Annotated in this window: 25 protein-coding genes; 3 read left to right on the top strand and 22 right to left on the bottom strand. The window is 45.8% G+C overall.

Annotated features, from left to right (window positions below):
• Nucleotides 1–35: 35 nt before the first annotated feature.
• From ICE94_RS02910 to ICE94_RS02945, 8 genes are all read right to left on the bottom strand, one after another.
• Nucleotides 36–1,655 (bottom strand): capsule assembly Wzi family protein, encoded by a 1,620-nt coding sequence (locus tag ICE94_RS02910; protein ID WP_216148601.1) that lies wholly within the window; start codon nucleotides 1,653–1,655, stop codon nucleotides 36–38.
• A 163-nt stretch (nucleotides 1,656–1,818) separates the two neighbouring features.
• Entirely contained in the window at nucleotides 1,819–2,352 is a 534-nt protein-coding gene (rfaH, locus tag ICE94_RS02915) for a transcription/translation regulatory transformer protein RfaH (RefSeq protein WP_216148604.1), read from the bottom strand.
• Between the two features lie 259 nt (nucleotides 2,353–2,611).
• A complete protein-coding gene (locus ICE94_RS02920; RefSeq protein ID WP_216148606.1) occupies nucleotides 2,612–3,121 on the bottom strand; it encodes a phosphatase PAP2 family protein in 510 nt (169 codons plus the stop codon).
• A 64-nt stretch (nucleotides 3,122–3,185) separates the two neighbouring features.
• Nucleotides 3,186–3,977, bottom strand: coding sequence for a YdcF family protein (locus ICE94_RS02925; protein ID WP_216148608.1), 792 nt, complete (start codon nucleotides 3,975–3,977; stop codon nucleotides 3,186–3,188).
• A 262-nt stretch (nucleotides 3,978–4,239) separates the two neighbouring features.
• The gene (locus ICE94_RS02930) at nucleotides 4,240–5,202 is read right to left on the bottom strand and encodes an aspartate carbamoyltransferase catalytic subunit (RefSeq protein WP_216148611.1); all 963 of its coding nucleotides are present in this window, start codon (nucleotides 5,200–5,202) and stop codon (nucleotides 4,240–4,242) included.
• Between the two features lie 43 nt (nucleotides 5,203–5,245).
• Complete coding sequence (gene pyrR / locus ICE94_RS02935; protein ID WP_216148614.1) at nucleotides 5,246–5,761, bottom strand: bifunctional pyr operon transcriptional regulator/uracil phosphoribosyltransferase PyrR; 516 nt, start codon at nucleotides 5,759–5,761, stop codon at nucleotides 5,246–5,248.
• A gap of 111 nt (nucleotides 5,762–5,872) precedes the next feature.
• Nucleotides 5,873–6,259: a Holliday junction resolvase RuvX gene (gene ruvX, locus ICE94_RS02940; RefSeq protein WP_216148617.1), complete on the bottom strand. Its 387-nt coding sequence runs from the start codon at nucleotides 6,257–6,259 to the stop codon at nucleotides 5,873–5,875.
• Complete coding sequence (locus ICE94_RS02945) at nucleotides 6,252–6,791, bottom strand: YqgE/AlgH family protein (RefSeq protein WP_255539130.1); 540 nt, start codon at nucleotides 6,789–6,791, stop codon at nucleotides 6,252–6,254. Before ICE94_RS02945 ends, ruvX begins: the two co-directional genes overlap by 8 nt.
• A 199-nt stretch (nucleotides 6,792–6,990) precedes the next feature.
• Between ICE94_RS02945 and ICE94_RS02950 the strand changes: the two genes are divergently transcribed.
• The gene (locus ICE94_RS02950; RefSeq protein WP_216150868.1) at nucleotides 6,991–8,505 is read left to right on the top strand and encodes a deoxyribodipyrimidine photo-lyase; all 1,515 of its coding nucleotides are present in this window, start codon (nucleotides 6,991–6,993) and stop codon (nucleotides 8,503–8,505) included.
• 12 nt (nucleotides 8,506–8,517) lie between these two features.
• On the opposite strand, the gene ICE94_RS02955 is transcribed toward ICE94_RS02950, so the two are convergent.
• The 12 genes from ICE94_RS02955 to ICE94_RS03010 form a co-directional block, all read right to left on the bottom strand.
• A complete protein-coding gene (locus ICE94_RS02955) occupies nucleotides 8,518–9,351 on the bottom strand; it encodes a symmetrical bis(5'-nucleosyl)-tetraphosphatase (protein ID WP_216148622.1) in 834 nt (277 codons plus the stop codon).
• A 5-nt stretch (nucleotides 9,352–9,356) separates the two neighbouring features.
• Nucleotides 9,357–10,373, bottom strand: coding sequence for a nucleotidyltransferase domain-containing protein (locus ICE94_RS02960; protein WP_255539066.1), 1,017 nt, complete (start codon nucleotides 10,371–10,373; stop codon nucleotides 9,357–9,359).
• An 87-nt stretch (nucleotides 10,374–10,460) separates the two neighbouring features.
• Nucleotides 10,461–11,759: a glutamate-1-semialdehyde 2,1-aminomutase gene (gene hemL, locus ICE94_RS02965; RefSeq protein ID WP_216148627.1), complete on the bottom strand. Its 1,299-nt coding sequence runs from the start codon at nucleotides 11,757–11,759 to the stop codon at nucleotides 10,461–10,463.
• Between the two features lie 56 nt (nucleotides 11,760–11,815).
• Complete coding sequence (locus tag ICE94_RS02970; protein WP_216148630.1) at nucleotides 11,816–11,986, bottom strand: rubredoxin; 171 nt, start codon at nucleotides 11,984–11,986, stop codon at nucleotides 11,816–11,818.
• 329 nt (nucleotides 11,987–12,315) lie between these two features.
• Complete coding sequence (locus ICE94_RS02975) at nucleotides 12,316–13,725, bottom strand: class I SAM-dependent RNA methyltransferase (protein ID WP_216148633.1); 1,410 nt, start codon at nucleotides 13,723–13,725, stop codon at nucleotides 12,316–12,318.
• Between the two features lie 15 nt (nucleotides 13,726–13,740).
• Nucleotides 13,741–14,199: a CopD family protein gene (locus tag ICE94_RS02980; RefSeq protein WP_255539067.1), complete on the bottom strand. Its 459-nt coding sequence runs from the start codon at nucleotides 14,197–14,199 to the stop codon at nucleotides 13,741–13,743.
• Between the two features lie 33 nt (nucleotides 14,200–14,232).
• Complete coding sequence (locus tag ICE94_RS02985; protein ID WP_370623769.1) at nucleotides 14,233–15,522, bottom strand: glutamate-5-semialdehyde dehydrogenase; 1,290 nt, start codon at nucleotides 15,520–15,522, stop codon at nucleotides 14,233–14,235.
• Between the two features lie 64 nt (nucleotides 15,523–15,586).
• Complete coding sequence (holA, locus tag ICE94_RS02990; protein WP_216148636.1) at nucleotides 15,587–16,669, bottom strand: DNA polymerase III subunit delta; 1,083 nt, start codon at nucleotides 16,667–16,669, stop codon at nucleotides 15,587–15,589.
• Nucleotides 16,670–16,672: 3 nt separating this feature from the next.
• Nucleotides 16,673–17,275: an LPS assembly lipoprotein LptE gene (lptE, locus tag ICE94_RS02995; RefSeq protein WP_216148639.1), complete on the bottom strand. Its 603-nt coding sequence runs from the start codon at nucleotides 17,273–17,275 to the stop codon at nucleotides 16,673–16,675.
• Nucleotides 17,276–17,296: 21 nt separating this feature from the next.
• The gene (gene leuS / locus ICE94_RS03000; RefSeq protein ID WP_216150874.1) at nucleotides 17,297–19,918 is read right to left on the bottom strand and encodes a leucine--tRNA ligase; all 2,622 of its coding nucleotides are present in this window, start codon (nucleotides 19,916–19,918) and stop codon (nucleotides 17,297–17,299) included.
• 52 nt (nucleotides 19,919–19,970) lie between these two features.
• Nucleotides 19,971–20,780, bottom strand: coding sequence for a 4-hydroxy-tetrahydrodipicolinate reductase (gene dapB / locus ICE94_RS03005; RefSeq protein ID WP_216150881.1), 810 nt, complete (start codon nucleotides 20,778–20,780; stop codon nucleotides 19,971–19,973).
• A 43-nt stretch (nucleotides 20,781–20,823) separates the two neighbouring features.
• On the bottom strand, nucleotides 20,824–21,390 hold the full coding sequence (locus tag ICE94_RS03010) for an outer membrane protein assembly factor BamE (RefSeq protein ID WP_216148642.1): 567 nt from the start codon (nucleotides 21,388–21,390) through the stop codon (nucleotides 20,824–20,826).
• Nucleotides 21,391–21,428: 38 nt separating this feature from the next.
• On the opposite strand from ICE94_RS03010, the gene fur reads away from it, so the two are divergent.
• Nucleotides 21,429–21,887: a ferric iron uptake transcriptional regulator gene (gene fur / locus ICE94_RS03015; protein ID WP_216148646.1), complete on the top strand. Its 459-nt coding sequence runs from the start codon at nucleotides 21,429–21,431 to the stop codon at nucleotides 21,885–21,887.
• A 128-nt stretch (nucleotides 21,888–22,015) separates the two neighbouring features.
• Here fur and gap read toward each other — a convergent pair whose 3' ends face one another.
• On the bottom strand, nucleotides 22,016–23,029 hold the full coding sequence (gap, locus tag ICE94_RS03020; RefSeq protein ID WP_216148649.1) for a type I glyceraldehyde-3-phosphate dehydrogenase: 1,014 nt from the start codon (nucleotides 23,027–23,029) through the stop codon (nucleotides 22,016–22,018).
• Between the two features lie 50 nt (nucleotides 23,030–23,079).
• Nucleotides 23,080–25,038 (bottom strand): transketolase, encoded by a 1,959-nt coding sequence (gene tkt, locus ICE94_RS03025; RefSeq protein WP_216150883.1) that lies wholly within the window; start codon nucleotides 25,036–25,038, stop codon nucleotides 23,080–23,082.
• A 127-nt stretch (nucleotides 25,039–25,165) separates the two neighbouring features.
• On the opposite strand from tkt, the gene ICE94_RS03030 reads away from it, so the two are divergent.
• A complete protein-coding gene (locus ICE94_RS03030) occupies nucleotides 25,166–25,918 on the top strand; it encodes a 16S rRNA (uracil(1498)-N(3))-methyltransferase (RefSeq protein ID WP_216148652.1) in 753 nt (250 codons plus the stop codon).
• The last annotated feature ends 49 nt before the right edge of the window (nucleotides 25,919–25,967 follow it).

Below are 25,967 nucleotides of genomic sequence, written 5' to 3' on the forward strand. Positions count from 1 at the left end.
GATTGGCTTTGGTAATCGTGTTCAACATAGCCGATCTACTGACCGATCGGCATAAGGAAGGTCACACCACCACGTACATCGTTTTTCTTATTAGCGCCTATGGTTTGCCCGTCTGAAAGATGGGTGTACATCAACTCCGGCGTAATCTGAATCTTTTTCCACTGAAAGCTTTGGGCAATTGAGGCGGCTTTTAAATCTGCATGGGGGGCATTCAGATCAGGATCATAGGCCCCGATGGAGCGACCTACATGTCCTTTATGCAACTTGATAACTCGCTTGGCCTCTAAATCCATCCAACCGATCGATAAGACTCTGGAACTGCCTCCAAAGCTCGAACCAATCCAACGCCCACCATTGGTGTAACCTTGATTATAAAAACCACCTCCTGATGTATAACCTGGCCCTTTAAAAAACTGGGGATTGCCGTTACGATTCCAAGGTAAGCTGTGGGTAAAAGTCTGGGTGTATTCCATGAAAAGACGATGCCGTCCTTCAGCTAACCAATGCTCAGCACCTCCCAGGGTCATGAATTGGTTGGGTAAACCACTTTGCCCAGAGCTGTCTTCACCAATCCACTGATAATAGCCGGCACAACGCCAACGACTGGGGCAACTCAAACGAATGTCATAACCCGCAATTTGATTACCAGGATCTGTAGCGTTCTGATTGGTGTGAGAACCTTGGCTTGTAAAGGCTCTCATAAAATTATTCCAACCCCCTGGTCTGCCAGTACCCGATGTTTGGACACCTCTTGAGAGTCCGACTTCAAGATATTTTGCAGGCTTTAAGGTCAGGCGCGAGCCAATGAAGAGAAAACCATCCGGTTGATTGGCTACCACAATCGGGTCTTGCGCTTGGGCTACAAAGAATTCTAAGTTCCAGGGCCCCATCCAAGAGAGCCACTTAGACTCTGAGGGTTTGACAGCACTACGTTGTACTCCAAAGCCGTGCCATGGCGGCACGTTATTACTGCTAATAAGGCTAGATTGCCATCCAGGTCCCCACCAATTATTGTGGGCAAATGCTTGGAGGTTAAAACTCCAAGCTTGAGCGACTAAAGCCGTTCCATCGAGCTTAACCTGGGTGCGACCTTCTTTACCAATGCCGTCAAATCGGGTTTGTAGTGAGTTGGGGCTTTCCTCTACCCGAATACCCAGCTTTGCAGCCACCGGGAAATCATTGGGACCAAATTCTGTGGCATTGGTTGTGAGCTTGAGTGAACTGCCGGGAGTGTAGTTTTCGCCAAATCCTACCGGAGCATCCGCACGCTCACGCAATTGCAATTGCGCCTCACCCTGCCAACGATGACGTCTTAGTTCTTGTTGAACTACATCTTTGGAGTTTTCTAAATAAGGAGGCAAGTTCTTGGGTAAATCATCCAACGCCTCTTGAACTGCCGCTAGTGGCAATGGCCAGTGTGTAGTTGTAATAGCCATTTGGGCATGGTCAGCGAGTAACTGGATGTGATGGCGCGCTTGCCAGGTGGGCATATAAGGCACTGATGGACCCAGCGCCTGCGCTGAGGCGACCGGTAGAAAACACAGCCATGGCAATAAGTATCTCAGCAATAGATTTTGACGAAGCGCCGTCCGAGTGATTGAGCTCTGCTGACTTTTTATTTTCTGAGTATAGGGTGATGTGTTGAGTTGCATCATTGATTGAGTGATCGTTTCTTTATGCTTAAATTTAAGTATTACTTAGTGATATCGAGTTTGCGCAAAGCACGCTACCGCCCTTCGATTATGCGTTATCTCGAAAAACGCACCCAGCGTTGCGGGTTACCCCATCAAAGCAATCACTGATAATCGTCGATGATCGCTATACCAGGACCTTCAGCTGTTCGGGCTCTAACTCTAATAGCTGTTGTTTACCCAATAATTCAATCAAAACCATGGCTCTAGCTTCACCATTGGGCAAGCTTCTTAATTTCTGAAATACCCCAGACAAGCCCTGAAAAGGACCTTGCTGCACCAAGACAGCATCTCCAGTATGAAATGGGTTTTTCACCGGCAATGTGCGCATAAACTCGCGCAGTTGGGCAATCAATGCCTCTGTCAATTTGACCGGCTCGCCAGCAAAGCGCACGATTTGGCTAACGCCCTTGGTGGAACGAATGGGACTCCAGTTATGCGTTGTCTGGTTTAAATGAATGAATAAATAACGACTGAATAAAGGCTCAATGACCATTTCGGTGCGGTTGGCTTTGATTTTTTGCGCTTCAATCACGGGCAAAAATACTTCATAGCCCTGATTTTCTAATTCTTGCGCAGCTTTGAATTCTGATCTTGGTTTACTTTGTAAGAGATACCATGAAGCGTCGCATGCACCCAATTGTGATTGTTTTACTTCCATGACCTGTAATAAAAATAAACACAGAATATATATTAAAACTATAAGAATATATCATGACACCATCATGACATACAAGATTTTTTCCTCAATAAATCAATAAGTTATTGATTTATTGAGGGAATAGATAGATAGATAGATAGATAGATAGATAGATAGATAGATAGATAGATAGATAGAAAAATTATATTTTATCTATAGGCATATTTAAATATTTAATTAAAAACAATAACTTATCGCTTCGTTTTATTTTTTTCTTGGACTACCAGACGCGTTGATAGGAGAGCATGACGGACTTTTGCGCCGGGATAAGGGCCAAGCGTGACTGCTTAGACTCCGTGAAATAGTACGTTGAACCAATCCCTAATGCGGCTCCACCAATCACATCGCGCCAACGATGTTCATTGGCGTGGACCCGGCTATAAGCTGTGACCGATGCCAGTACATAAGCTGGAATACCGTAATCCGAACCATAACGTTGTTGCAAGAACTGAGCCGCTGAAAAGGTCACACTGGCGTGCCCCGATGGAAAAGAATCATCACCCCTTTGATTAGGTCTTTGTGAATGAATACCGGCTTTGAGACCTTCAGTAAGCAGCGCCGTGCTTACTTCAGATTTTGCAAGTTGCCAAAAACCTTCCCGATCATTTTCTACATAAGTGATTCCCGCGGCTGTGACTGGCATTAAAACTTGCATAGCACTACCGAATTTTTCAAGGCCACTGGCATTAGCGATATTCGAATAGACAATAAGAGCGAAGCTTGTCAGCACAATTTTGTTATGTAGTTTTATTAGGAACATGCTTACTTTCAGTTAATAGTGATTGGATTGAGTGTTAATAACGAATGTAGTACCAAAACTGACCCAAGATCTCATGCCAAATTTGTCGGGTCTTTTCAATACTGCCTGGATAAAAGTCTAGTGGTGTGTAATGTTTCACAGGATTAAATCCGTGAGGCGCTGCCAAGACTTGCAGGCCGTATTGTTCAAAGATTTTTTTGGCGCGGGGCATGTGCCAAAAGTGTGTGACGAGCAAAATCTTTTGCATCTGATCTTGCTGTAAGAGTTTGGCAGAATAGGCTGCATTTTCTTGCGTCGTTGCCGATTGTCCTTCGACCCAACGGGCTTCTAGGCCATATTCTTTTTGTAGTATTTTTGCCATGACCACAGCTTCTGCCAAATCAGTAGGCTCAGTGCGATCTGGTGCGCCACCTGTGACCAGTATGGGTAATTTAGTTTTTTTCGCAAGCGTTGCAGCGTAGCGCAAGCGCTCCATCGACTCTTTGCTTAAATCCTGCTGGTCATAGTCATAAGACTCTAAGGCAGCCTTACGGCGTCCGCCACCCAAAACCACAATGGCTTGCGCATCACTTGCCAGAATATCTTGCTCGCTCAATGCCTGGGGCCACTGCATAAGTGGCTGACTGATGCGAACCAGTGTTTGTGCAAAGTAATTCGTGCTTACCAACCATAAGGCGAGACAAGCAAGAATGATGAGGCTATTTTTTAGCTTCGTTCTTCGAGTCAAGAAGAGTACAACCAAGATGGCCGCCAGCAAAATGCCTGGTGGCATGAATAATTCTGCGATGAAGTTTCTAAACGCCCACGTAAAAGTCCAATCAGTCATATGCTGATTGTATCGAGATACGCGAGGTGAAAAACTTAATAGCCCAAAGAGGAAATGTAGCTACCGACAACGACGAGAGCAATAATGGCCCAACCCATAATATCTTTCTGTTTTTTATAAACAGATTCAAGACTAACATTATTTTTAGAATTTATTATTAAATTTTATTAATATTTACAATAATGAATATCGGTGGCTCTGGGCTCCTCTAGGCTCAGTTCCACCTGTTTTGATGGACTATCCTGCTTGTGCGAACTTGAGTCTAGCTAGCGACTAGAGACATGACTGCCATTCTGATGGCAATCCCAAAGGTCACTTGCTGAAGGATGACAGCCTGTTTACCATCTGCAACCTCGCTAGCAATCTCGACTTCACGATTCATGGGGCCGGGATGCATGACGATAGCATCGGGCTTGGCCAGTTGGAGTCTTTCTTGGGTCAGACCCCAGTGTTTGAAGAATTCATCTCCCTGAGGGATTTGATGAGCTTCCATTCTTTCTTTTTGGATTCTGAGGGTCATGACTACATCAACATCTCTTAGACCTTCTTCGATATTGTTGTAGATCTTCACACCCATGACATTCAAATCTTGGGGTAACAGACTTTCTGGACCAATCGCTCTGATCTCTTGGCAGCCGAGAGTTTTGAGTGCTGCAATATTGGATTTAGCCACACGGCTATGCACAATGTCGCCAATAATGGCGACTTTGATTTTCGTGAAATCCTGTTTGTAGTGCCGCATGGTGTACATATCCAAAAGCCCCTGCGTGGGGTGCTGATTCGTGCCGTCTCCGGCATTGATGATGTGTACATGCTTAGGAACGTGAGCTGCAATTTCTGCAGGTGCGCCTGATTGGCTGTGTCTAACTGTAAAGATATCTGCTTGCATCGCAACCAGGTTATCAATCGTATCTAAGACGGTTTCGCCCTTGGCCGTCGATGAAGTCTGAATATCTAAATTGATGACATCGGCCGAAAGACGCTTAGCAGCAATCTCAAAGGTAGTTCTAGTTCGGGTAGAGTTTTCAAAAAAGAGGTTAAAGACGTTCTTACCTCTGAGGAGTGGCACTTTTTTGATTTCTCGGTCAGAGTCACTCACAGCCACGAACTGGCCTGCTGTATCTAAGATTTTGAGAATATGCTCTTTAGGTAATCCATCTAGCGTCAACAAATGAATCAACTCACCGTGATCGTTGAGTTGCAGTTGGCTAGCAGTTTTAGTCATCTTAGAAACGTATTGTAAATCTTTTTATGCGCCCATCAATTGATTAATGGGATTCTTTTATTTCTGTACTGAAGGCAAATGTAGTATCTGGGTTTTGTTCAAGAACTAGGATTTGATTGGCAGGGATATCTACTTTAGCCCCTTTAAAGGTTGCATCCACAGGCAACTGTCTTCTGTGGCGATCGGCCAAGACTGCCAAGTCGACTTTTGCAGGTCTACCATAATCAAATAACTCATTGAGCGCTGCTCTCACGGTTCTGCCAGTATCTAAGACGTCATCCACCATCACAATGTTGGCACCATTGACGTCAAAGGGGATCTTTGTGGCCATGCCTTCGGCACTTTTAAATGCCCTCACACCTTTGTCTTGATAGTCGTCGCGATGAAAAGATACGTTGATTACACCAAAATCTTTATGCCCCATGTCTTTGGCTAGTCGCTCAGCAATCCATGCACCGCCACTGGCTAATCCTGCTAACTGAAAAGCTTCTTTTGAGTAGTGTTCTTTGAGTTTCTTGAGTAACTCTTGATAGAGGTTTTCAGCATTGGGTAGGGACATGAGTCTGTTCTCAGTAATGATCTATTCAATAGTCTAACGTAGTTACTTGTAACACTTACTTCTCTTTATTTGAACTCTTAAAGTATGTAGAGATTTCAGTTTCGTTTCATCCTACATCTCCTGAAAAAACTGTTCTAGTATGAGTTGTGCCGCCAGTGCATCATCTCCTTCTTCCACACTGACTGAGGTATAGCGCTCATCAACTAAGTGAACGCTTAATTGATAGCGTCCCTGTAATTGATTGGCAAAGCGCTTTGCTTTAGCTGTCATTGCGTGAGGCTGCCCATCAGGATGGGTGGGTAAGCCCACAACCAAAGCTTCGGGTTGCCATTCCGTGAGAAGCTTTTCAATCTTTTCAAATAACTGGTCTTTATTGTTATAAGTCAGTATGGTGAGTGCTTGGGCTGTTTTAGTGAGAGTATTGCCTGTAGCCACACCCACACGTTTTTCGCCAAAATCAAACGCCAATAAGGTGTGCATAAATTGCGCTTTAGGCATGCCCGGCTTCGCCGGACAGAAAATGAGGGTCGATGCCTAGCAAACCCATGACTTTGTCATACTTATCTACATCAGGGGTCTCAAAAATAATGTCAGCAATCTTCTCGCTACTGGCGGGTACATTGAGCCAACCATTCAGAGACAACTCTTCTTCAAGCTGCCCGGCACTCCAGCCGGCATAGCCCAAAGTCATAATAAAACGCTTTGGTCCCTGCCCATGCGCGACTTGCTCCAAAACATCTTTGGAGGTCGTCATCGCTAAACCATTGGGTATCTTGAGGCTTGAGCTGTAATGGGATGCTTCCGTTTGTTCATGCAGCACAAAACCTCGATCAGTTTGCACGGGCCCACCAAAATAAACCGGCTCCTCTTGGAGGGTCTGAATCTCCAACTTCAGATCAATTTTTTCAAATAGACTGGCTAAATCGATATCAGTCGGGCGATTAATGACTAGACCCATAGCCCCCTGTTCGCCATGCTCACAAAGATAGATGACGCTACCCGCAAAATTAGGGTCGGCCATCCCTGGCATAGCAATCAAAAACTGATTAGTGAGCCTCGTGGTGTCTTCCAATAAAGACTGTTCATTCTCTTGGCTTTTGATTTTTGGAGATTGTGAATCTGTCATAACTTGATTCTACTCCGAGAGCATGAGGCTGGCTTTAGCAAAAAAATGGCGTCTAGCTTATAGTGAGACATTAAACCAATAATCGGAGACCGCCATGTATCCCATGGCCACATTACAAAACAAAGGCTTAGTCTGGCTGCGCCGTGATTTAAGGGTGCATGATCACCATGCATTACGCATGGCGATCAAACACTGCAAAGCGGTATTTGTATGTTTTGTGTTTGATACGGATATCTTGTCAGCTCTTTTGGAGCGAGGCTTATCGCATGACCGACGCATTGATTTTATTTGGCAGTCTTTAGTAGAAATTGATACAGAGCTTCGCTCTCATGGCGGAGGCTTAATCGTGCGTCATGGTCGTGCCGTTGATCTAATTCCAAAACTGGCTCAAGAACTCGGTGTTGATCATGTCTACTGTAACAAGGACTATGAGCCAGCGGCTATTGAGCGAGATCTAGCGGTCAAGAAACAAATCGCCAGTCACAAAATTGAATTTTCATCTCTCAAAGATCAAGTCATTTTTGAAGAACGCGAAGTATTGACCGGTAGTGGTGGTGTTTTTTCAGTATTTACTCCCTATAAAAACGCTTGGCTTAAAAAACTGACGCCAGGTGATTTAGATGCTCATGCAGTAGATTTAGATAGCGGACGCCTAGAAAAGATTCCTTCTCAATTAGATACAGGAATCCCATCTTTAGAGTCGATGGGTTTTCAGAAAACGGGGATTGAATCTTATTTACCCACTGGCATGTCTGGCGCTTCTCATTTTTTTGAAGAGTTTTTACATCGTATCGATCAGTATCACGCCACGCGTGATTTTCCGGCTGTCAAAGGCCCCAGCTATTTATCAATGCACTCACGCTTTGGCACGATTTCTATTCGAGCTTTGGTACGCGAAGCCCATACACGAATGCTAGCTGGCAGTATGGGGGCTACGATTTGGCTCTCAGAACTGATTTGGCGTGATTTTTATTTCATGATCCTAGCGAATCACCCTCGCTTAGCACCTGCTAGATCTTCATCACACCCCACCTCAGGGCATGAGTCCTTTAAAGCAGATTACGACAATATTCGTTGGGAAAGTGGCCCCAATGCCGAAAAGTTATTTAAAGCTTGGCGTGAGGGTAAAACCGGTTACCCATTAGTGGATGCAGCCATGCATCAACTGAACTCGTCAGGCTATATGCACAATCGTTTGAGAATGGTGGTCGCTTCATTTTTAGTGAAAGATTTAGGCATTGATTGGCGCTGGGGTGAACAGTATTTTGCTGACCATCTCAATGACTTTGACTTTGCAGCCAACAATGGGGGTTGGCAATGGGCCTCTTCCTCAGGTTGCGATGCACAACCTTACTTCCGTATTTTTAACCCCATCACTCAATCAGAGAAATTCGACCCTGAAGGTAAGTTCATACGTAAGTATTGCCCAGAATTAGCCAAGTTATCAAATAAGGTAATTCATGCGCCCTGGTTAGCAGGTAGTATTGAGTTAGAGATAGCTGGCATCGTTTTAGGAAAGAACTACCCTCACCCCATTATTGATCACGGTGAGGCACGCAAAAATACTTTGATTCGCTATGCGGTGGTGAAAAAAGCCGATAGCTCAGCGAGTCAATAGCATTTTTGGATTTCAAAGCCTAACTGGGCTAGTAATACCAGGGGCTTGAATCATTTTTCCGGTCCCCAATGAATAGGCTGTGAGTTGACCGCCCCAAACACATCCCGTGTCCAAGCCAATCACATTCTTCTCTTTGACGAGCCCCAAGGTAGACCAGTGGCCAAAAATGATACGGGTGTCTTTGGTTTTTCTTTGCGGGACTTTGAACCAGGGCATATAGCCTTTGGGGGCACTCGCTAAACCTTCCTTAGTCTCAAAATCCATTACTCCTTGGGCAGTGCAAAAACGCAAGCGCGTGAGTGTATTGATGATGGCTCGCAGGCGCTCAGACCCCTTCAATTTGTCATGCCAAGTATTGGGTTGATTACCGTACATTTCTACAAGATGAGTCTTGTAGTTTTTACTTCTGAGCGCCTGCTCTACTTCATGCGCCAGCTCTAATGTTTTTCCAACACTCCACTGGGGTAAAACACCAGCGTGTACTATAAGTGTGTTGCCATTCTCCTTACCACTGAATAAGGCTAAGGGTCGATGGCGTAACCAATGAATCAGTTCTTTTCTATCTCTGGCCTGCAAGATGTCATCGATTGTGTCGAGTGATTTGGGACCTCGAATATTAGCGTCTCTTGCAAGCAGATGTAAATCATGATTACCTAAGATACATTCAGCACGACCGGCCTCTTGCAGCTTTTTGAGTAGTCTTAATGTTTTTAGTGAATCCGGTCCACGGTTAACTAGATCACCGACACAAATAATCTTTGCTTTATTGGGTAATTTAGCTATGAGTTGCTGCAAGGGTGCATAGCACCCTTGTACATCACCGATCGCATAGATGTGATTATTCATGAGCACTAAACCCTAAAATTTTCCAAGATTGGATAGCTCATTAACATTTTGGCCAATCCTTTTTTTAATCGACCACTCCAACCCGGCCCTCTGACAATAGCATCTTCCCAAGCTTGATATAACTGATCTTCTTTATTCGATTGTAGGTAATACATAAAAAGTGCTGCTGCCTGCGCTATATCTTTATTTGATTTAACTACCTCATTGACTGGGCGCTCTCCAGCAACAATCAGCTTATGAATAGCATATCTCTCAGGAAGAGGAATATTTACCAGGCATGCTCCCTCATTGGAAATCAAAGCAAGCTCTAAAGAACTCTCTAGGGAGTACTCCATAAACTTCATAGGTTGTAGACTCAAGCCTAAATCTGGCATTGTGACTACTTCACCAGATCTATTTAAGCTAGTTAAAAAGTCTAGACGTAACTCTGGGTCACTGGGGTTTCTGTATTGAGCACCTGTCTTGCCCGAGAATTCAGTGATGGGTAATAGTCCCATTTCTAAAGATGTCAGAGCATCATGAACGGATAGTTTCATATTAGCGCCTAGAGCCAATGAAACATTTTTACCTGCATGTGCAAAATCAATGTCGTTAGTTCTATGAGCGGATGACCAAGCCACACCCAAAGCATTACCCATGCCTAAAAATGCATGGGTTCCAATTAATGTTGCACCCGCCATAAAAAAACCATACTGATTCAGGCGGTTAACCACACGGAAATGCTTCGATAGTGTTGATAAACATCCAAGTGCTATACAGGCTTTTGCTTGCGATCTGATGATATCTAAAGCAGGATTATTTTTCTCTTTTTGGACTTTTTGAATCAAGCGCTCTACTCGATCGCTCTCAGGCCCCACATAAGCCATTCTTTGGCTACCATCCATATCCCTGTAGTTGTAATACACATAGCGTCTACCTCTTTTGGTCATTCGCTGAAATGACCCCGGTAAATGACCGAGTAAATTAATTTTTTGTGCCGATAACTGATCGCACAACTCTGCATATGCAGTTTGTGCTGACAACGATAAGGAATTAAATAATCTGGGTGAATTCACCCAAGGAATGTTACTAGACAAAAAATATTTTGTCTAGTAACAGTATTACCGGTTTCAAGAACCCATAACTTGGAAGGACTGCTCGGCTGCCAACAGCATTTCATTCACCACCTGATCATCATGTGCGATCGATATAAAGCCAGCCTCATAGGCTGAAGGTGCGAGATAGACACCGCGATCTAACATCAGATGGAAGAATTTCTTAAAAGCTTCAATATCACTGGCTGTGACATCGGCGTATGTATGAGGAACTTCTTTAGAGAAATAAAAACCAAACATACCCCCAACACTATCTACAGAGAATGCAATGCCTGCTTGATCGGCTTTCTGTTTAAGCCCTGCCATGAGTTTTTGTGTTTGAGTACTTAAGCACTCATAAAAACCATTTTGCGTAATGATGTCGAGATTCGCCATACCGGCAGCCACTGCCAGCGGGTTCCCTGAGAGAGTGCCCGCTTGGTAAACATTACCGAGTGGGGCTAATTTAGCCATCACATCTTTTCTGCCACCAAAAGCAGCGATGGGCATACCGCCACCTAAGACTTTACCCAAGCAAGTCAGGTCAGGCTGAATCTGATGAATACTTTGTGCACCCCCTAAAGCAACTCTAAAACCTGTCATCACTTCGTCGTAGATCAAGAGTGCACCATCGGCTTGCGTGAGTTCACGCATGGCTCTAACAAACTCTTGGCTAGGCTGAATCAAGTTCATATTGCCAGCAATCGGTTCTACAATCACACAGGCAATCTTGTCTGCATGCTGTTCAAAGGCAACTTTCAGTGCTTCAGGATCGTTATAGGGTAAAACTAAGGTGTGCTTCACCAAGTCTTGAGGTACACCCCCTGACGAAGGTGCATTTTGGGTATTATCAGCAAAGGTCAACATGCCTGAACCCGCCTTCACTAAGAGGCTATCGGCGTGCCCATGGTAACAACCTTCGAATTTAATAATCATGTCACGACCCGTAAAACCTCGGGCGAGTCTTAAGGCACTCATCGTCGCTTCTGTACCGCTGGAGACTAAGCGTACTTGTTCAATGCTCGGTACTAGTTGGCAGATACGCTCTGCCATCTGAATTTCACCTTCGGTAGGTGCACCGTAACTGAAACTGTTTTCCGCAGCCTTCTGAATCGCTTGAACGACTTGTGGATGGGCATGCCCCACAATCATAGGACCCCAAGAACCGATGCAGTCGATGTAACGCTTATCATCGGCATCCCAGAAATAAGCACCCTTGGCTCTTTTAACAAAACGTGGAATGCCACCAACTTGGCGAAAGGCTCTCACCGGCGAATTCACGCCACCAGGGGTGGTGATTTGAGCGCGTTCAAATAGTTCTTGGTTTTTACTCATAGCGATCTTTAGATAGAAAAAGCCACCCTGCGGTGGCTTTAGTTATTTGGGGTGACTTAGATCACAGTTAATTCAAAGTCTTCTTTACGTGCACCGCACTCAGGGCATGTCCAGTTCATGGGCACATCAGCCCATAAAGTACCCGGTGCAATACCTTCATCGGGCAGGCCTGCCTCCTCATCGTAGACCCAACCACAAATTAGACACATATAAGTTTTGTATTCCATGATTTTTTCCTCGTTTTTGTCTATTTTACTGTGCGAAAGCTTTAAAAGTATTGAAGTGGGTCAAATACCATCATGGAGCCTCATAAGCCGCACCCAAGTGTAAAAATAACAAATGTTCAATGCATAAATTACTCAGGCAATATGAAAAATGCATTTTTTAGAATAGACTTAGTCCCATGACCGAATTTCAAAAAAATTTTGATGAAAATAAAGTTACTAATGAGACTTTTTTCACTCTTACTGAAAAAGAATTGACTGAATTTATCGAGGTAAAGCTCCCGGAAATTAAGCACGTACTTGACTACCTACGTGATCAATAAGTCTGAAGCTTATACCTTGTCTTGCTCTGCCCGTATTTCAAATCGAAACAAACGACACTCTAAGGGGCCGTTGAAGAGTGGCGTACGCTTAGACTCTTTCATACGTAACTGCCCTGGTAAACCCATATCGGCTGTGAGCACATCGATTTGCCAACCGGGGTAGTTATCTTTGAGGTGCTTACCAAATTGGTTTAAGAACTCAATAAATTCTGGTGCATTGTTGTTTTTGGGTAAGGCATCTCGAGCACCACGTTTATTGCCACCCTTGATATCAATACGCTCACCATAGGGCGGGTTAAAGAGCATAACCCCCGCTTGATTAAATAGGTTCTTGGCTTCTAAGGCATCGATTTGGCGCACATTGGAGAGCACCCCTGATTGGGCAGGCAGTCCTGCACGCTTCCAATTATTTTTTGTCGCTTGCACCATTTTTTCATTGATGTCACAGGCTGCAATTTTGAGCTCTTTGTGGCGCGCAAGACCCGATTTAATATCTTGCTTCGCTTGTTCTTTGAGATCCTGCCATTGCTTTTGTACTTCCGTCTTCTGAAACGGCTTTAAGCGCTCAAACCCAAAACCTTGGTCATCACGCACCATATCGACGCGTGTGGGTCTGTAACGAATAAACCTAGGCTTCTCTTCTGAAGGATTGTTTGAGATTTGCTCTTGACTTGCATTATTGGATTCATCAGTTGATGTAGCCTCAGGCTTTAACAACCCCGCTCTTATGGCGCCACTAGGGATATTGAGAGCTTTATAAGCCGCCTCAATCACAAAGGTGCCACTACCGCACATGGGGTCCATGAGAGGTTGCTCTATGCTCCATTGAGTTAATGCCAAGATGCCGGCAGCTAAGTTTTCTTTAAGAGGTGCAGCCCCCTTTTCATCACGCCAACCTCGCTTAAAGAGAGATTGGCCACTGGTATCTAGATAGATCGTGACATGGGTCGCTGTGAGATGAGCGTAGACGCGCACATCTGGCACGTCGGTATCAATGCTGGGGCGCTCGCCTTTGACTTCTCGAAGTCGATCGCATACTGCGTCTTTGATTCTGAGGGTGACAAAATTAAGGCTTGTGAGCGGTGAGCGGTGCGCAGTGACATCAACTCTTAATGTTTGCTTAGGCTCAAACCATTCCTCCCATGCGAGTGCGCGAGCGGCTTTATAGACATCGTCTTCTTTACGATATGTCGTATGTGTCAATTGCAAAATACAACGACTTGCAATTCTGGAATGTAGATTAATCGCCAGTGCCACTGCGAGCGGTCCTGCGACGGCTATACCGCCACTCGCATGATTAGGCACAGGATCAATCACCCAATCACCCTGGCTTTTGACTTCAGGCCTTGCTGCGATGGCTTGCAACTCAGCGACCAAAGGGGCTTCTAAGCCCCTTGGACAAATAACAAAAAATTTCATTCAGTACTTTGAAAATTAGAAGAACTTACCCACCACCAAGATGGCAATGATGGCGAAAACCACCACAGGGATTTCATTAAACCAGCGGTACCAAACATGAGAGCGTTGGTTTCTGCCTTCTTTGAACTTCGTCAAGATGATGGCTAGTGAATGGTGATAACCAATCAAGAAAACGATGAGCGCTAACTTCGCGTGCATCCAGCCGGAACCTGGCCCACGACCAATACCGTAGTAGATCCAAAGAATCATGCCCAACACAATCGCTGGAATCATCAAAATGCCAGAGAAACGATATAAACGCTGCGCCATACCAATGAGACGTTCGGTGGCTGCAGGATTCGTTTCTTCAGCGAGGTTCACGAAGATGCGAGGGATATAAAACAAACCCGCAAACCATGAGGCGACAAACAAAATATGAAAGGCCTTGATATAAGGAAACAAGGTAGACATCAATGGGCTAATTTCGTGTTGCATTTCTCAACCATCCTTTTCGGTTTAAAACAGTTCTTAGATCCTAATTTGACCAGAACCGAGCACAATGTACTTTTGTGAGGTTAATCCCTCGAGGCCAACAGGGCCTCTAGCGTGTAGTTTGTCATTCGAGATACCAATTTCGGCACCTAGACCATATTCAAAGCCATCGGCAAAGCGGGTACTCGCGTTAATCATGACACTGGCACTATCAACTTCTCTTAAAAAACGCATACCGGCTGAATAGTCTTCAGTGATGATGGCATCCGTGTGATGACTGCCATATTCATTGATATGAGTAATTGCTTCAGTCATATCTTGCACAGTCTTGATCGACAAAATAGGGGCCAGATATTCTGTAAGCCAATCTTCTTCCGTGGCATCGACAAGATTTTGAATACCCTGCTTTTCTAGCGCCGCTTTCGTGGTTTTACAAACACGCAGCTCGACCCCTTTGTCTTGGTAGATCTTCACCAAAGGCATCAGGCATGTGTCAATCACACTCTGGTGAACCAGGAGCGTTTCCATAGTGTTGCATGGCGCATAGCGCTGCGTCTTAGCGTTATCACAGACCTTGATGGCCTTCGCTGGATCGGCCTGCACATCAATATAGGTATGGCAAATACCATCTAGGTGTTTAATCATGGGCACACGAGCTTCGGCCATCAAGCGCTCGATTAGGCTCTTTCCACCCCTGGGCACAATCACATCAATATATTGGTTCATCGTGATCATAGCGCCCACTGCGGCGCGATCGGTCGTCTGTACAACCTGAACGGCATCAGACGGTAAACAGGCTGCTTGTAAACTTTCTTGAATGAGTTTAGCGAGCGCCGTATTGGAATCAATAGCTTCTGAGCCACCACGCAAGATGGTGGCATTACCCGATTTCAGGCAAAGGGCTGCGGCATCAATGGTCACATTAGGGCGTGACTCATAGATGATGCCAATCACACCTAAAGGCACTCTCATTTGCCCCACCTGAATGCCGCTTGGCATCGTTCTGATATTGGTCATCTCGCCAATCGGATCTGCTAATTTAGCAATTTGCTCTAAACCCTCTGCCATGGTGGCAATGGTTTTATCAGTCAGCGTTAAACGATCGATAAAGGCTGCATCTTGGCCATTAGTCTTGGCTCTGGCCACATCTTGTTGATTAATCTTTTTGAGAGATTCAGCGTTTTTACGGATCAGATCAGCCAAATGTAATAAAGCTTGATTTTTGAGAGCAGTACTAGCGCGAGCCATCTCACGAGAGGCTACCCTGGCTTTTTGACCAATCTGGGTCATTTGTTCGATAGGAGACATATTCTGTTGTGCTGTCATAAACAGTACTTTAACTGATTCGAACTCAATCTATCTAAATAAAAGTAGCTAGTATTTGAATCATTTAGGCAAATAAGCGGCCGAGCATCCGCAAGCTCTCCCATACATCGTGAGGTAGCTTCTCGGCAACCGGACCATCACTTTTTCTGGGGTGAAGCCCTTTGGATTGCTTATCCAATGCCGCAGTCACTTGAGTTGCTTTCTCAAGTCGATCTTGATTGAGTCGTTGCAGAGCTTGAGGAATGAGTTTTTCGCGATTACCCCAAATCCGATTCATCTTCATGAGCATGCCTAGGTTTTGACCTTGATTCATCTCATGCCTTAAGCGATTGAGTAATCTAACCTCTTCTGTGACGGTCCAGGCAATGAGAACAATCGGCTCACCCTCACCTTTGAGACCATCAATCATGCGGTTGTATCTTGCTAAATCACCAGCAAGCAGTGCTTCAGTGAGCTGAAAAACATCATATCGCGCTACATTCAGGACTGACTCTCGAATATTGTCTTCGGTGAGCGTGCCCGCTGGGTACAGTAGGGCTAGTTTTTGGATCTCTTGGTGGGCAGCAATCAAGTTACCTTCAACTTGATTGGCCATGAACTGCAAAGCCCTTTGCCCCGCTTCACCAGCTTCCACTTGTTGTTGGTTCTTCTTTAATCTTGCTGCTATCCATTGAGGCAGTAAAGATCGATCAATACTATCTACCTTGACCGCAACTCCTGTCTGATCGAGCGCTGTAAACCAAGCTGATTTTTGTGTTGCACCATCCAGTCTTGGCAAAAGAATACAAGTGACTGTGTCGACAGGGTCTTGATTCTTTTTTTGTTCAACGATTTGGTTACAAAATTGCTTGATCGCATCTGCCCCATCTCGACCTGGCTTACCCGTGGGAATCTTGAGTTCGACATAACGCTTATCACCAAACAAAGACATAGTTTGCCCAGCATTCATGAGCGCTGACCAGTCAAAGCCCTTCTCATGCATCATGATTTCTCGCTCAGTGTGGCCGTGAGCCATGACCATGGCTCTGAGCTGATCTTGTAACTCAATGACTAAAAGGGGTTCATCTCCGGTGATGATGTATAGCGGTTCAGGCCCATTTTTTTGAGCTTGCGCCAATTGCGCAGCAAAGGCATCCGCTTTGAGCATAGCTTATTTTGATGGACTAGTCGTGCCGTTATTCGGGCTGGTACTGGGTTTAATTGTGCGCGAATAACCCTGAGTATTCGTATTTGTGGGTTTTTCAATCGTTTTAATAGAAGACATGCGCCGCAACATTTGCACCACAATATCAGCGCGCATATTCTTCACCACCTCATTGACCATGTAGTCAAAGGATTGAATGTTGGCCGGGTTAAAGTCCAGATCACGAGTCAGGAAAATATCGGACTCAGGGAAAATTTCAATACCATTGGTGTTGAAAACTTTAAATGCAACTCTAGAGATAATTCGATAGGCTGTGATTTGCCCCGAAGCGTTATAAGAAAGTACTTGCTTGGCATTTTGCTCCGTGATGATCTCCAGCACTACTTCAGCATCTTTGACTTGATTGACGATCTGAACATCATTCGCCTTCAAAACCAATTGCAGATCATTCTTAAACTCTGGCGTCATCACGCCACTAATTAAAAGTTTGGAGTATGGCAAATCGACCTTACCACGCATACGCCAACCACAAGCCGATAGAAGACTTATGACTGTGAGGCCGGCAGTAGCCTGAATAAGTCTTCTTCTCTTGGTGTTAGCAATGGTCATGTGCGGATTCTACGCTAGGATCTAAGCAACAATATTAACTAAGCGACCAGGTACAACAACGATCTTTTTAGGCGTCGCACCTGCCAGTGCTTTTTGTGCTGCATCACTGTCTTTAGCCAATTGCTCAATCTGCTCTTTGCTAGCATCACTGGGCACCTGAATTTGACCTCTTAATTTGCCATTGACTTGCAACATGAGGGTGATCTCATTTTGCACCAAGGCTGTTTCATCAACTTCTGGCCAGTCTGTATCGAGTATAGGTCCTTGTGCTTTGCTGTAGCCCAACTCTTCCCATAACTGGTAAGTGATGTGAGGCACTACTGGATAAAGCACTCTTACAAGAATGCCAAAACATTCTTGCTTAGCTTTAGGGCTCGCCGTTTTGGCTTGCTCGATGGCGTTGAGCATTTTCATGGCGGCTGAGACCACCGTGTTGAATTGCTTTCTTTGATAGTCAAAGTTAGCTTGCTTCAAAATGGTATGAATTTCTCTTCTGATCTCAGCATCTTGCTCTTGTACCGTTGCTTGATGCCCCGCTTGAATAGCTTCAGCCTGCTGAGCGCCATAAGCCCATAGACGCCTTAAGAAGCGTGCTGCCCCCTCAACGCCTGAACCCGACCACTCTAGCTGCTGCTCAGGAGGAGCAGCAAACATCGTAAAGAGTCGGGCAGTATCTGCGCCATATTGATCAATCAAGGATTGTGGGTCGATACCATTGTTTTTACTCTTGGCCATCTTTTCCACACCACCAATTTGCACTTCTTGACCGGTAGCTTTGAGTTTGGCTTTGAGAGGTCTTCCTTTATCGTCTGTTTCTACCTCAACGTCTGCCGGATTGACCCAAGTTTTTCTGCCATTGGGCTCATCGATGTAGTAGGTGTCATTCAGCACCATACCCTGCGTGAGCAAGTTCTTAAAGGGCTCATCAAACTTAACTAAACCTAAGTCACGCATAACTTTAGTCCAGAATCGGGCATAGAGTAAATGCAAGATGGCATGCTCGATACCGCCAATGTACTGATCCATGGGCATCCAGTAGTCATTGCGGCTATCGACCATTTGACTACCATCTGCACAGGTATAGCGCATGAAATACCAACTCGAATCGACAAAGGTATCCATGGTATCGGTTTCGCGTTTGGCGGGTTTGCCACAAGTCGGGCAGGTGCACTTTAAAAAGTCTTCGCGCTTATTGAGCGGGTTGCCTGAACCATCCGGTACACAATCTTCAGGCAGCACCACCGGCAGATCTTTTTCTGGCACCGGTACTTCACCACAGCTCTCACAATGGATAATCGGTATCGGGGTTCCCCAATAACGCTGCCTTGAAATACCCCAATCTCTTAAGCGATAGGTGGTTTTCTTCTCACCCACACCCAGGTCTTGTAATTGCTGAGCTACCGCATCAACCGCTTGACTATGTGTCATACCATTGAAGGCTTGGCTATTGATCACCGTGACTTTTTCTTTATCGGCATACCAATCTTGCCACTGGGTGGGATCAAAGGTTTCACCATCGATATGCATCACAGGCTTAATCGGTAGTTGGTATTTGAGTGCAAAGGCAAAGTCACGCTCATCATGCGCCGGCACACCCATCACAGCTCCGTCACCATAGCTCATTAAGACATAGTTACCGACCCAGACCGGCACTGCTTCACCAGTGAGTGGGTGCTTGACCGTCAGACCCGTTGGCATACCCTCTTTTTCTTGGGTAGCTAAATCCGCTTCAATGACGCTACCTTGCTTACATTTTTCAATGAAGGCTTGTAGCTCAGGATTGTTTTGGGCAGCCGCTTGCGCTAAGGGATGCTCAGCAGCCACTGCACAGTAGGTCACCCCCATGATGGTATCAGCACGGGTCGTGAAGACATACAACTTGCCATCACCGATCAGAGTGTTTGTCTCATCTTTGATCGTGTGGCTAAATGCAAAACGTACCCCAAAGCTCTTACCAATCCAGTTTTGTTGCATGAGCTTGACGCGCTCAGGCCAACCCAAACCTTCTAAACCTGAAAGTAACTCATCTGCATAGGCAGTGATGTTGAGGTAGTAGCCAGGAATCTCGCGCTTTTCAACCAAGGCGCCCGAGCGCCAACCTCGACCATCGATGACCTGCTCATTAGCTAGAACCGTTTGATCAATCGGGTCCCAGTTGACCACTTGAGTTTTACGGTAGGCAATGCCCTTTTCCAGCATCTTGAGAAATAACCACTGGTTCCAGCGGTAGTAGTCCGGCTTACAGGTGGTAACTTCTCTAGACCAATCAATGGCCAGCCCCATCGCTTCCATCTGTTTTTTCATGTAAGCGATGTTGTCGTAAGTCCACTGCGCGGGTGGCACTTTGTTGTTCAGTGCAGCGTTCTCTGCAGGCATACCAAACGCATCCCAACCCATGGGCATGAGCACGTTATAGCCTTGCATACGCAATTGGCGCGTCATCACGTCATTGATAGTGTAGTTACGCACATGGCCCATGTGCAACTTACCTGAAGGGTAAGGCAACATCGAGCAAGCATAAAACTTGGGCTTAACTTGCCCGGCTTTATTTTTTGCGTTTTCAGTGACACGATAAACGTCTTGTGCTTGCCATGCACTTTGCGCACGTGCTTCGACCTGTTTTGGATCGTATTCTTTTGAAATAGAACTACCTGCTGAACTCAAAGCAAACCCTTTGTTATTTTTATTGAATCAATTAAATTTTGAGAGTCTTTAAACCTAAGACGTCTTGCATATCAAAGAGGCCCCTGCTTTGAGCCTCCAAAAAGCGTGCTGCTCTCACAGAGCCTTGGGCGTATGACATGCGACTGGCTGATTTGTGACTGATCTCAATGCGCTCACCATCCCCACAGAACATGACAGTGTGGTCTCCCACAATATCACCACCACGAATGGTGGCAAAGCCAATCGTGCCAGGCTTACGCTCACCGGTATGACCTTCTCTGGCATACACGGCGACATCTTGCAGGTTTTGACCTAAAGCTTTGGTAATGGCTTCGCCCATACCTAAGGCGGTGCCTGATGGTGCATCGACTTTATGTTTGTGGTGCGCTTCGACAATCTCAATGTCATAACCGCTATTGAGAATTTTGGCAGCCACTTCCAAAAGCTTGAAAGTAGCGTTCACACCGACGCTCATATTGGGCGCAAAAACGATGGCAATCTTCTCGCTGGCTTTTTTCAGTTCTTGCTTTTGCGCTTCAGTAAAGCCAGTAGTACCAATAATCATTTTGACACCCAACTCTTGAGCCATCTTCAAATGCTCTAAGGTTCCTTCAGGGCGTGTGAAATCAATCAAATAGTCCGCGTCTTGCATACCCGCTTTGAGATCGGCTGTAATCTTGATACCGGTTTGCTGACCTAAAAAAGCACCAGGGTCTTGGCCTATTTGGCTGCTGCTTGGCAGATCGAGTGCGCCAACGAGCTTGGCATCGGGTGTGGCCAATACCGTTTCTATCAACATGCGACCCATGCGACCGGAGGCTCCAGCAATCGCGAATTTCAATGTCATACGCTTCTTTCTTTTTATCTATTTCTGTTCTATCTTTTTAATTCCGTTGATCACCGGGTGGTATGCCAACACCTGAAGTCGGATTGGGAATCGTCTGTACAGTCGGTGCTCTATGATCACTTTCTAACTCTTTAGTCACAGCTTTGACATTCACCTGACGTTTTTGTGCACGAATACCATCGATCTCAGCGATTAACTCGTATTCGCTCGGTAGGTTATCGGCCTGAATCTTAGTGACCTTATCGTTTTCAAAGTAAATGGTCACCTGACGTTGCTCAATGGCTTGAGTAGCCCCACGTTTAAAAGCAAAGACATAATCCCAACGATTACTATGCATCGCACTGGTTAGCAATGGAGTTCCCAGTAAGACTCTCACTTCATCGCGATCCATGCCTGCTTGTATACGAGCGGCTTGTTCTCTAGAAATGAAGTTACCTTGCACCATATCAGGACGATAGGGTTTAAAGACAACGGGCAGTTTCGCCTTGACGGGATCAACGACGCTTGAGCAAGCAACTAAGCTCAGTGGCAAGCACAGCCCCAGGGTGATGCGCCCAAGAATCTGGGGCCATTGAATTTTTGTGGTTTTTGAGCAATTTTGCATAGTTAGCCGTATCATGTCGGAAATAGGATTTTAGCGCTATGCCAAACACTATATCGCCAAATAATTTAAGAGACATGGGTTTGAAGGTGACAGGCCCCAGAATGAAGATTCTGGAGTTCTTCCACCAGAACCGCCACAAGCACTTCAGCGCTGAGGATGTCTATTTGGCCATGGTCGCAGAGGGCATGGATGTGGGTCTGGCCACGGTTTACCGGGTTTTGACCCAATTTGAGCAAGCTGGCCTCTTATTACGTAATCATTTTGAGTCTGGCAAGGCTGAAGGTAAAGCGATTTTTGAGCTCAATGAAGGCGATCATCATGACCATTTGGTCTGTGTGGATTGCGGCCACGTTGAAGAATTTGTCGATACAGCCATTGAAAAACGCCAAACCGAGATTGCTAAAAACCTCGGTTTTGAGATTGCTGACCACTCTTTAGCGATTTACGGGACCTGCAGCAAGAAAAACTGCTCTCGCAAGAAAAAAGCTTCAAAATAAAGTCCTGGCTACGGCTGTTTTAGTTTGTTTTTGCAGTTAAATAAGCCTGACGCGATAGACGAATAATGTAAAGATGAATAAAAAAGCTCAGCCTAGGCTGAGCTTTTTGACTTCTGAGTAGCTCTTGATTACTTGGCAGCCATCAATGCTTTGGTTGCGTTCAACATCTGGCAGCTGTAACCCCATTCGTTGTCATACCAGGCCAAAATCTTGACGAGTTTGCCGTCTTTCGAGACACGAGTCTGGGTGCTATCAAAGATACTCGGTAATGGGTTGTGGTTAAAGTCGATCGAAACCAATGGCAGAGTGTTGTAGCCCAAGATTCCTTTGAGTGGACCTTCACTGGCTTTTTTAACGATCTCATTAACTTCTTCGAGGCTAGTGGCTTTGGTCGGTGTGAATGTCAAATCGACAACCGAGACGTTAATGGTAGGCACGCGCATCGCAAAACCATCAAACTTACCCTGTAACTCTGGCAAGACGAGGCCCACGGCCTTCGCTGCACCCGTTTTGGTTGGGATCATACTCATGGTCGCTGATCTCGCACGACGCATATCTTTGTGATAAACATCGGTCAGCACCTGATCGTTGGTGTAAGCGTGAATGGTAGTCATAAGACCTGATTCAATACCAATGCTCTCCAGAATCGGTTTGACTGCAGGCGCTAAGCAGTTCGTTGTGCAACTAGCGTTAGATACGACGAGGTCAGTCGCTTTAAGAATCTGGTGATTGACGCCATAAACAATGGTGGCATCTACATCTTTTTCACCGGGGGCAGAAATCAATACTTTTTTGGCGCCCTGCTGAATATGCACCATGGCTTTTTCTTTGGAAGTAAAAGCACCAGAACATTCGAGCACGACATCGACACCCAAATCACCCCACTTAGTCTCTAAAGGGTTACGGGTGGAGAACATTTTGATACGGTCACCGTTGATGACCATATAGTCACCATCTACCGTCACAGTACCTGGAAAACGACCATGGGCTGAATCATATTGAGTGAGGTGTGCATTGATATCAATACCTCCCAAACCGTTGATAGCGACGACTTGAATATCGTCACGCTTCTCTTCGTAAATCGCACGTACGACCATACGACCAATACGACCATAACCGTTGATTGCTACTTTAATTGCCATGATGCTTTCCCTTTAATTCAATAAGTATTCTTAATCTATTTCTTTATGTCTTAGATGCACTGACGCACGGTCTTGGCAATCTGATCCGCCGTTAAACCAAAGTGTTTGTAGAGCACACCGGCAGGGGCAGATTCCCCAAAAGTGTCTACGCCATGTACCGCTGCACAACCATACTTCCACCAGTAATCGGTGACACCCGCTTCAATCGCAATGCGTGGCAAGCCCGTAGGTAGAACGCTCGCTTTATATGCAGGACTTTGCTGATCAAAGGTGGTGGTTGATGGCATAGAGACAATACGAACTGCAATGCCTTGCTCTTTGAGTTGTTGTGCTGCATCAAGTGCCAGCGCCACTTCAGAGCCGGTGGCGATCAAAACCGCCTGAGCTGTAGGATCATCGCGCAAGACATAGCCACCCTTTTGAATATCAGCGACTTGCTTATCCGTTCTGGATACGAAAGGACAGTTCTGACGGCTAAAAATCAAACTACTTGGCCCATTTTTTCTCTGAATCGCTGCACCCCAAGCCACCGCAGATTCTGTGGTGTCACAGGGACGCCAGACTTGCATATTTGGTATCAAGCGTAAGCTCGCTACGTGTTCTACAGATTGGTGTGTGGGCCCATCTTCACCCAAACCAATTGAGTCATGGGTAAAGACAAAGATACTACGAATTCTCATGAGAGCGGCCATACGCAAGGCATTGCGGCTGTAATCTGAGAAAGTTAAGAAGGTGGCACCAAAGGGAATATAGCCCCCATGTAGTGCAATACCATTCATGATGGCGCTCATACCAAACTCGCGCACACCATAATTGATATGGTTACCCCATTGGTTGGCTCTAACTGCTTGGCAAGCTTTCCAATTAGTGAGGTTCGAACCAGTTAAGTCTGCTGAACCTCCCAAGAACTCAGGCAAAGCAGGTGCCAAGGCTTCAATAGCGTTTTGACTAGCTTTACGAGTCGCAATCGTTTCTGCTTTGTCGCTGCAGGTTTTTAAATAAGCTTTGAGCGTTGTCTCAAACTGGGGGGATAGCTCACCAGCCATACGACGCTCGAGTTCTTGGGCTTCCTGGGGATAGACAGCACGATAGGCGCCAAATTTCGAGTTCCAATCTGCTTCTTGTTGACTGCCGACTTTATGAGCATTCCAAGCCTTATAAACGTCTTGGGGAATCTCAAAGGGTGCGTGAGTCCAACCGAGTGCTGCGCGAGTCTTAGCAATTTCCTCAGCACCCAATGGTGCGCCGTGGACTTTATCGGTACCGGCTAGATTGGGCGAGCCTTGACCGATTGAGGTCTTGCAACAAATGAGTGTGGGCTTATCGGATTGTTTAGCTTTTGCAATCGCTTGTGAGACCGCTTCGACATTGTGCCCATCGACTTTACGAATCACATTCCAGCCATAAGCTTCAAAACGCTTGGCAGTATCTTCACTGAACCAAGGATCGACTTTGCCGTCAATGGAAATACCGTTGTCATCCCACAGTGCAATCAATTTGTTCAGTTTGAGTGTGCCCGCCAATGAGCAGGCTTCATGACTCACGCCCTCCATCAAACAGCCATCACCCATGAAGACGTAGGTATAGTGGTCAATGATGTCAAATTGAGGTTTATTGAATTCTTGTGCGAGTAATTTTTCTGCCAAGGCCATACCAACGGCATTGGTGATGCCTTGACCTAAGGGGCCGGTGGTAGTTTCAACACCGGGTGTAATCGCGTACTCAGGGTGGCCTGGGGTTTTGCTATGGAGTTGTCTAAAGTTTTTCAACTCAGACATGGGTAAGTCGTAACCAGTCAAATGCAAGAGCGCGTAGAGCAACATCGAGCCATGACCGTTTGATAAAACAAAACGGTCACGATCAAGCCATTGAGGATTTTGTGGGTTGTGCTTGAGATGCTGGCTCCAAAGCGCTACTGCGATTTCTGCCATACCCATCGGCATGCCCGGATGACCAGAATTGGCTTGTTGAACTGCGTCCATTGCCAAAGCGCGGATCGCATTGGCCATTGTGGTGTGCATTGACGACATTGATAGTTTTCCTGCGGCAAATTTGAACAAGCCCTGCGCCACTTGAGGCCTGTTTATCAAAAACGCTATTTTATCACCCGCCATTTGCTTGGCTTATGATTGTGCTATGTCACACTTTTACCTCCCCGGACCCTGGCCTGATGGCAACTCTTCTTTGTCTGATGAGTTCGTGATTGACACTAAAGTGGCCCATCATTTGAGAGTGCGCCGCATTGCGATTGGGGAGACTTTTAAAGTCTTTGACGGGCAAGGTTTAAGCGCGAATGCCACCCTCCTGGCACTGGATAAAAAACAGGCTGTGGTGCGTTTGGGAGATATTCAGCATTTTGTGCGTACCGAAACAAAATCACCCATTGTTCTCGCCCAAGGTATTGCTGGTGGCGACAAGATGGATTGGTTGATTGAAAAATGTGTTGAGTTAGGCGTAGCGCAGATACAGCCTTTACAAAGTGAACGCTCAGTAGTGCGCCTAGATGGTGAGCGCGCTCTCAAAAAGCGGGAGCATTGGCAAAATATAGCGATTGCAGCCTGTGAGCAGTCCGGTCGTACCGTCATTCCAGAAGTTTCTGGCACCCTGAACTTACCCCTCTGGTTAGCAAGTATTGATCCTAAGGCTGAGGCCCTCAAACTCATGCTGTCTCCACGCGCTGACTTAAGTCTTTTAAGTATTGCCAAGCGCAGCACGCCACAAAAGACAGTTCTTTTAATTGGCCCTGAAGGGGGCTTGAGCGATACAGAGGAAGAGCAGGCTATGCGGGCAGGCTTTGTATCAGTGTCAATGGGTCAACGCATTTTAAGAACAGAAACTGCCGGTATCGTTGCTTTGAGTGTGATTCATACGGCTTGGAATCAACTCTAGGGTTCTAGATAGCAAAACAGCCACTAAGTGGCTGTTGTTTAGATCAATA

The sequence above is a fragment of the Polynucleobacter sp. MWH-Loch1C5 genome, assembly GCF_018881775.1.
Taxonomy (GTDB): domain Bacteria; phylum Pseudomonadota; class Gammaproteobacteria; order Burkholderiales; family Burkholderiaceae; genus Polynucleobacter.